This is a genomic window from Burkholderia sp. HMSC10F09, from assembly GCF_001806955.1.
GTDB lineage: Bacteria > Pseudomonadota > Gammaproteobacteria > Burkholderiales > Burkholderiaceae > Burkholderia > Burkholderia multivorans.
Genome location: NZ_KV786922.1, coordinates 48,129 through 54,535 on the forward strand (window position 1 = coordinate 48,129; position 6,407 = coordinate 54,535).

The following is a 6,407-nucleotide window of genomic DNA, read 5'->3' on the forward strand; positions in this document are numbered from 1 at the left end:
CGCGCCGCCGTCAGTCGGGCGCGCGCCCCAGCACGACGCGCGCGAAGAAGCCGGCCAGCACCGATTCGGCGGCCTCGGCCGACACGTGCTGCGGATCGGCCGTGTAATACGACTGCACGCCGTCGCACAGAGACATCAGCCCGAACGCGAGCGTTTCGGCCGGCAGCAGCAGCGGCGTGCCCGCGCGATCCGCGAAGCGGCGGATGAATTCGGCCATCTGCACGCGCTTGCCGTGCAGGAACTGGTTGAAGCGCACGCGGAATTTCGCGTCGCGCGCCGCCTGCAGCTTCGCCTCGACCCATAGCAGCGAATACTCGTCGTCGCGAAACAGCTTTCGGTAATAGGCGAGCGCCATCGACTCCATCTGCTCGCGCGGCCCGCCCTCCTCGAAGATCGCCTCGAAATCGGCCTGCACCGACGCGTGATCGCGCTCCAGCAGCTCGAGCAGCAATTCCGACTTGCTGCGGAAGTTCGAATAGAACGCGCCGCGCGTATAGCCCGCAGCTGCCGCGATGTCCTCGACGCTCGCGGCGACGTAGCCTTTCTTCAGAAAAATCCGATGTGCGGCATTCAGCAGACGCTCGCGCGTCTGATCCCTGCTCTGCTCGCGAGTTAAGCGCTGTGGTTTCATGGCGCGCAGTCTAGCACCATTCCCCTTTCAGATTCAGCTTTGCATTCGGATACAGAGGTGTATTAGAATCCGCCGCAGTATCCGATCGTGCTGTCCGGGCGTCGCGCTCGCGCGGCCCCTTCGGGGCAGGCGCCGCCGCGCTTGCCGACCTCTTTCGCTCTCGTCCCTTGGGGGTTTCGTGAATCGCTCCGGTTCCCGTGCCGCGCTGCTGATCGGCGCCGCACTCGTTCTCGCCGCCTGTCATCCGAAGGAATCCGCGCCGCCGGCGCCGCGCCCGGTCGTCGCGCTGCCCGCGCACGCGGATGCCGCCGCGTCCGCCTTCACGCTGCCCGGCGAAATCCAGCCGCGTTACGCGACGCCGCTGTCGTTCCGCATCGCGGGCAAGATCGTCGAGCGCAAGGTGCGGCTTGGCGATACCGTGAAGGCCGGCCAGGTCGTCGCGCTGCTCGATCCGTCCGACGTCGAGAAAAACGCGGCGAGCGCGCAGGCGCAGCTCGACGCCGCCTCGCACCGGCTCGCGTTCGCCAAACAGCAGCTCGACCGCGACCGCGCGCAGGCGCGCGAGAACCTGATCGCGACCGCGCAGCTCGAGCAGACCGAGGACAGCTACACGACCGCGCTCGCGCAGCGCGATCAGGCGCAGCAGCAGCTCGCGCTCGCGAAGAATCAGCTGCGCTACGCGACGCTCGTCGCCGATCATGCGGGCTACATCACCGCCGAGCAGGCCGACACCGGGCAGAACGTGTCGGCCGGCCAGCCCGTCTATCAGCTCGCATGGGCCGGCGACGTCGACGTGGTCGTCGACGTACCGGAAACGGCGCTCGCGGCGCTGTCGCCCGGCCATCCGGCGACCGTCACGCTGCCGTCGCTGCCCGGCCGCACGTTCGCGGCGAAGGTGCGCGAGATCGCGCCGGCCGCCGATCCGCAAAGCCGGACGTATCGGATGCGGCTCACGCTCGCCGTGCCGGACGCGGCTGCGGTCCGTCTCGGGATGACCGCGAACGTCGCGTTCGACGGCGCGCCGCGCGCCGCCGACGCGCAACCGGTCACGCTGCCGGCGACCGCGCTGTTCCACGACGGTCCGCATCCGGCCGTCTGGATCGTGCGCGCGAAGGACGACACGCTCGAGCTGCGCCGCGTCGACGTCGCGCGCTTCAACGAGCGCACGGTCACCGTGTCGCGCGGCGTGCAGCCGGGCGAGCGCGTCGTGCTGCAGGGCGTGCATACGGTCAGCGCGGGCGAGAAGGTCCGTGCGATCGCGCCGCTGCATCCCGAGGATTTCGCGTCATGAGCGCGGCCCGCGAAGAAGGACGCTTCAACCTGTCCGCGTGGGCGCTGCGCCACCAGGCGCTCGTCGTCTATCTGATCGTGCTCGCGACGGTCGCGGGCATCCTCGCGTACACGCGGCTCGCGCAATCCGAAGATCCGCCGTTCACGTTCCGCGTGATGGTGATCCGCACGTTCTGGCCGGGCGCGACCGCGCGCCAGGTGCAGGAACAGGTGACCGACCGGATCGGTCGCAAGCTGCAGGAAACGCCGGCGATCGACTTCCTGCGCAGCTATTCGCGGCCCGGCGAATCGCTGATCTTCTTCACGATGAAGGATTCCGCGCCGGTCAAGGACGTGCCCGAAACCTGGTACCAGATCCGCAAGAAGGTCGGCGACATCGGCTATACGCTGCCGCCCGGCGTGCAGGGTCCGTTCTTCAACGACGAGTTCGGCGACGTCTACACGAATATCTGGACGCTCGAAGGCGACGGCTTCTCGCCCGCGCAGCTGCACGACTATGCGGACCAGCTGCGCACCGTGCTGCTGCGCGTGCCGGGCGTCGCGAAGGTCGACTACTTCGGCGATCCGGCCCAGCGCATCTTCATCGAGGTCGACAACGCGAAGCTCACGCGGCTCGGCATCTCGCCGCAGCAGCTCGGGCAGGCGATCAATGCGCAGAACGACGTGTCGTCCGCCGGCGTGCTGACGACGACCGACGATCGCGTGTTCGTGCGGCCGAGCGGCCAGTTCGACAACGTCGCCGCGATCGCCGACACGCTGATCAGGATCAACGGCCGCACCTTCCGGCTCGGCGATCTCGCGACGGTGCGGCGCGGCTACGACGACCCGGCCGTCACGCAGATGCGCACCGCCGCGTCGGGCACGGGCGCCGGCAAGCCGGTGCTCGGCATCGGCGTGACGATGCAGCCCGGCGGCGACGTGATCCGGCTCGGCAAGGCGCTCGACGCGCAGTCGAAAGCGCTGCAGGCGCAGCTGCCGGCCGGGCTCAAGCTCACCGAGGTGTCGAGCATGCCGCACGCGGTATCGCATTCGGTCGACGACTTCCTCGAAGCCGTCGCCGAAGCCGTCGCGATCGTGCTGATCGTGAGCCTCGTGTCGCTCGGGCTGCGCACCGGGATGGTCGTCGTGATCTCGATTCCGGTCGTGCTCGCGGTCACCGCGCTCTTCATGTACCTGTTCGACATCGGGCTGCACAAGGTGTCGCTCGGCACACTCGTGCTCGCGCTCGGGCTGCTGGTCGACGACGCGATCATCGCGGTCGAGATGATGGCCGTGAAGCTCGAACAGGGCTACAACCGCGCACGCGCCGCCGCGTTCGCGTACACCAGCACCGCGTTCCCGATGCTGACCGGCACGCTCGTCACGGTGTCGGGCTTCCTGCCGATCGCGCTCGCGAAGTCGAGCACCGGCGAATACACGCGCTCGATCTTCGAGGTCTCCGCGATCGCGCTGATCGCGTCGTGGTTCGCGGCCGTCGTGCTGATTCCGCTGCTCGGCTATCACCTGCTGCCCGAACGCAAGAAGCACGCGCACGACGCGCATCTGCCGGACGATCACGAGCACGAGATCTACGACACGCGGTTCTACCGGCGGCTGCGCGGCTGGATCGACTGGTGCATCGAGCGGCGCTTCGTCGTGCTCGCGATCACGGTCGCGCTGTTCGTCGTGTCGCTGCTCGGTTTCTCGCTCGTGCCGCAGCAGTTCTTCCCGAGCTCGGATCGCCCGGAGCTGCTCGTCGATCTGCGGCTGCCCGAAGGTGCGTCGTTCGCGGCGACGCTGCGCGAGACCGAGCGCGTCGAGCAGGCGATCGCGAAGCGGCCGGAGATCGACCACTGGGTCAACTTCGTCGGCAGCGGCGCGCCGCGTTTCTATCTGCCGCTCGATCAGCAGTTGCAACTGCCGAACTTCGCGCAGTTCGTGATCACCGCGAAATCGGTCGAGGATCGCGAAAAACTCGCGAGCTGGCTCGAAACGACGCTGCGCGACCGTTTCCCGGCCGTGCGCTGGCGGCTGTCGCGGCTCGAGAACGGGCCGCCCGTCGGCTACCCCGTGCAGTTCCGCGTAAGCGGCGACGACATCGCGACGGTCCGCTCGATCGCCGACAAGGTCGCAGCGACGATGCGCGGCGATGCGCGCACGGTCAACGTGCAGTTCGACTGGGACGAACCGGCCGAGCGCTCGGTGCGCTTCGAGCTCGACCAGAAGAAGGCGCGCGAGCTGAACGTCACGTCGCAGGACGTGTCGAGCTTCCTCGCGATGACGCTGTCCGGCACGACCGTCACGCAGTATCGCGAACGCGACAAGCTGATCGCCGTCGACCTGCGCGCGCCGCAGCCCGATCGCGTCGATCCGGCCAGGCTCGCCGGCCTCGCGATGCCGACGCCGAACGGCGCGGTGCCGCTCGGCTCGCTCGGCCGCTTCACGCCGACGCTCGAATACGGCGTGATCTGGGAGCGCGACCGCCAGCCGACGATCACCGTGCAGTCCGACGTGCGCGCGGGCGCGCAAGGCATCGACGTTACGCACGCGATCGACGGCAAGCTGAATGCGCTGCGCGCCCAGCTGCCGGTCGGCTACCGCGTCGAGATCGGCGGCTCGGTCGAGGAAAGCGCGAAGGCGCAGGCCTCGATCAATGCGCAGATGCCGCTGATGGCGATCGCCGTGTTCACGCTGCTGATGATCCAGCTGCAAAGCTTCTCGCGCGTGCTGATGGTCGTGCTGACCGCGCCGCTCGGGCTGATCGGCGTGGTGGGCACGCTGCTGCTGTTCGGCCAGCCGTTCGGCTTTGTCGCGATGCTCGGCGTGATCGCGATGTTCGGCATCATCATGCGCAACTCGGTGATTCTCGTCGACCAGATCGAGCAGGACATCGCGGCCGGTCACGGGCGCTTCGATGCGATCGTCGGCGCGACCGTGCGGCGCTTCCGGCCCATCACGCTGACCGCCGCGGCAGCCGTGCTCGCGCTGATTCCGCTGCTGCGCTCGAACTTCTTCGGGCCGATGGCCACCGCGCTGATGGGCGGCATCACGAGCGCAACCGTGCTGACGCTGTTCTACCTGCCCGCGCTGTACGCGACGTGGTTCCGCGTGAAGCGCGACGAGCGCGACCCGCAGGACGGGCCGCCGCATGGCGCGCCGTCGGGAGCCTGACCATGGAATCGTCGATGAACCTGAAAACGAAAGTCGTGCGCGCGCTCGCCGTCGCGAGCGTCGCCGGCCCGCTCGCGGGCTGCAGCGCGTTCGCGCCGAGCGGCGCGCCGCCCGCGATGCCGTCGCCCGCGCATTACGGCGCGGCGCCGCAGCCGCAGCAGACCGTTGCCGCACAAGGCATCGCGCAGCAGTTCGAAGTCGGCGCGCAGCCGGTGTCCGACTGGTGGACGCAATACCGTTCCGACGCGCTGAACGCGCTCGTCGACGAAGGGCTGCGCAGCAGCCCGACGCTCGCGGCCGCGTCGCACTCGCTCGATGCCGCGCGCGAGCAGTTGCGCGCGCAGATCGGCAGTTCGCTGCTGCCGTCGATCGATGCGGGCGGCCAGGCGGCGCGTCAGCGTGCGCTCGGCGTGCCGATTCGCGCGCTCGGCGCGCCGACGCTGCTGTACGACACGTTCGTCGGACAGCTGCAGGCGAGCTACACGATCGACCTGTTCGGCGCCGCGCGCTTCGCGAACCGGTCGCTCGCGAACCGCGTCGACGTCAGCGCGTTCCAGCTCGAGTCCGCGCGGCGCGCACTCGCCGCGAACATCGTGACCGCGGCGATCACCGTGTCGGTGCTCGACGCGCAGATCGACACGACCGAACGGCTCGTCGCGCTCGCGAACGATCAGGCGCGCGACGCCGAGCGCCGCCATGCGCTCGGCGCAGCGGCGCGCAGCGATGCGCTGAGCGCGCGGCAAAGCGCGGACACGTTCGCCGCGAGCCTGCCCGCGCTGCGCCAGCAGCGCGATAGCGCGCGCCATGCGCTCGCGGTGCTGGTCGGCCGTACGCCGGACCGGCCGCCGGCCGGCATCGCGCTCGCCGATCTGCATCTGCCCGAACAGGTGCCCGTCGTCGTGCCGTCCGACCTGCTGCAAAGCCGCCCCGACATCCGCGCCGCCGACGCGGCGCTGAAGGCCGCCGCGGCCGAAGTCGGCGTCGCGACCGCGCAGCTGTTCCCGCAGCTATCGCTGTCGGCCTCGATGGGCAAAGGCGGCTTCGACTGGCCGACGATGCTGTCGGGCGCCGGCGCGATCTGGAGCGTCGGCGCGTCGCTGACGCAGCCGCTGTTCCACGGCGGCGCGCTGCTCGCGCAACGCCGCGCCGCAAAGGCGACGTATGAAGCCGCCGTCGACCAGTACCGGCAGACCGTGCTCGCCGCCTTCCAGAACGTCGCCGATTCGCTCGCGGCGCTCGAACACGATGCGCAAGCGCTCGACGCGTCGTCGCAGGCGGCGCTCGCCGCGCGCGGCGCATCGGACGACGCCGCCGCGCGCGTGCGGCTCGGCGCGCT

At 69.7% G+C, this 6,407-nt stretch carries 4 protein-coding genes; 3 read left to right on the forward strand and 1 reads right to left on the reverse strand.

Going from position 1 to position 6,407, the window contains the following annotated elements; all coding sequences use genetic code 11:
• Positions 1 to 10: 10 nt before the first annotated feature.
• On the reverse strand, positions 11 to 631 hold the full coding sequence (locus tag HMPREF3115_RS27075; protein ID WP_006400005.1) for a TetR/AcrR family transcriptional regulator: 621 nt from the start codon (positions 629 to 631) through the stop codon (positions 11 to 13).
• A 178-nt stretch (positions 632 to 809) separates the two neighbouring features.
• Between HMPREF3115_RS27075 and HMPREF3115_RS27080 the strand changes: the two genes are divergently transcribed.
• The 3 genes from HMPREF3115_RS27080 to HMPREF3115_RS27090 all read left to right on the forward strand — a co-directional run.
• Positions 810 to 1,922, forward strand: a complete 1,113-nt coding sequence (locus tag HMPREF3115_RS27080) for an efflux RND transporter periplasmic adaptor subunit (protein ID WP_070556877.1) — start codon at positions 810 to 812, stop codon at positions 1,920 to 1,922.
• Complete coding sequence (locus HMPREF3115_RS27085) at positions 1,919 to 5,071, forward strand: efflux RND transporter permease subunit (RefSeq protein ID WP_006404754.1); 3,153 nt, start codon at positions 1,919 to 1,921, stop codon at positions 5,069 to 5,071. Before HMPREF3115_RS27080 ends, HMPREF3115_RS27085 begins: the two co-directional genes overlap by 4 nt.
• A 2-nt stretch (positions 5,072 to 5,073) precedes the next feature.
• A partial coding sequence (locus HMPREF3115_RS27090; protein ID WP_070556879.1) for an efflux transporter outer membrane subunit occupies positions 5,074 to 6,407 on the forward strand: 1,334 nt, incomplete at its 3' end.